The organism is Bowmanella yangjiangensis, from assembly GCF_017255015.1.
GTDB classification, from domain to species: Bacteria; Pseudomonadota; Gammaproteobacteria; order Enterobacterales; family Alteromonadaceae; genus Bowmanella; species Bowmanella yangjiangensis.
This window is the reverse complement of the sequence record NZ_JAFKCS010000258.1, coordinates 1-1,111: the sequence shown is the minus strand read 5'-3', so window position 1 is coordinate 1,111 and position 1,111 is coordinate 1. Positions and strand designations below refer to the sequence as shown.

Sequence of the window (1,111 nt, the reverse complement as noted above, 5' to 3'; positions counted from 1 at the left end):
CACCCTACGGGTAGAATCCGACGAATCCGTGGGAGCCGCTTCAGCCGCGAAACGGCAGCAGCGCTCAGGCGCCACGCGGTACCAGTGTCACCCAGTAGTCGCTGCGCCGTACCACCTGCAGCGGGAAGCTGTGTTGCAGGGCGGCCAGCGCGCGGTCGCTGTCGAGCAGCGGGAAGCTGCCGGAAACCTTCAGCCCGGCCAGCGCCGGATCCACCCGCAGGATGCCATGGCGGTAGCGCGCCAGCTCCGCGACCACCTCACCCAGTGGCTGGTCGATGGCCAGCAGGCTGCCCTCGGCCCAGGCCGTGCTGCGCGCATCCAGCGGCTGCGGCGCGCCAATCCGCTCGCGCTGCAGCAGCAGTTGCTGGCCAGCCTGCAGGCGTTGCCAGCGTGCGGGCTGCGCCGCGCAACTGACCTCGACGGAGCCTTCGAGCAGGGCGATGCGGCTGCCATGCGGGTCGCAGCGCAGGTTGAGGCGACCGCCGCCGGCGCGGATCAGCCCGTCACGGGTCAGCACCTGCAGCGCCTGCGGCCCATCGGCAATGTCCAGCTGCGCCTCGCCGTCGAGCAGCTGTAGCTGGCGCCGAGTGCCGTCGAACTGGGCGGCACCGGCACTGCCGAGCAGCAGGCGACTGCCGTCGGCCAGTTGCCAGTGGCGTTGCTCGCCGGCCCCGCTGCGGTAGTCGGCGGTCCAGTAACGGCGACTGTCACTGCGCCAGGCGAACCAGCCCAGTGGCAGCGCGGCGCCGGCCAGCAACAGGCTGCCAAGCACACGCCGACGGCTGTAGGCGGCGCCTCGCAGGGTCGGCGCAGCGATCTGCGCCGGCAGCAGGCCGAGCTGATCGCGCAGGCGCTCGATCTGCTGCCAGGCCTGGCGATGCACGGGGTCGGCGTCGTACCAATGCTGCCAGGCCTGCTGCTCGGCCGCGCCACTGCTGCCGGAGTTGAGGCTGGCATACCAGCTGCTGGCGGCCTTGAGCGCGGCGCGCTCGCCGGGGGTGGGCGTGCTCATGCCTGCCAGCCCGCCTGCAGCAGGCAACAGTGCTCCACCGCACGGGCCATGTAGGTGTTCACGCTGCGCAGGGAAATACCCAGGTGCGCGGCGATCTGG

Annotated in this window: 2 protein-coding genes; both read right to left on the bottom strand. The window is 71.7% G+C overall.

The features are described from left to right. Positions 1-64 precede the first annotated feature (64 nt). Entirely contained in the window at positions 65-1,012 is a 948-nt protein-coding gene (locus J0A65_RS23800) for a FecR domain-containing protein (protein WP_206596751.1), read from the bottom strand. Further along, positions 1,009-1,107 carry a hypothetical protein gene (locus J0A65_RS27985; protein ID WP_416135326.1) on the bottom strand — a complete coding sequence of 33 codons (99 nt, stop codon included), beginning with the start codon at positions 1,105-1,107 and terminating at the stop codon, positions 1,009-1,011. Before J0A65_RS27985 ends, J0A65_RS23800 begins: the two co-directional genes overlap by 4 nt. Between the last annotated feature and the right edge of the window lie 4 nt (positions 1,108-1,111).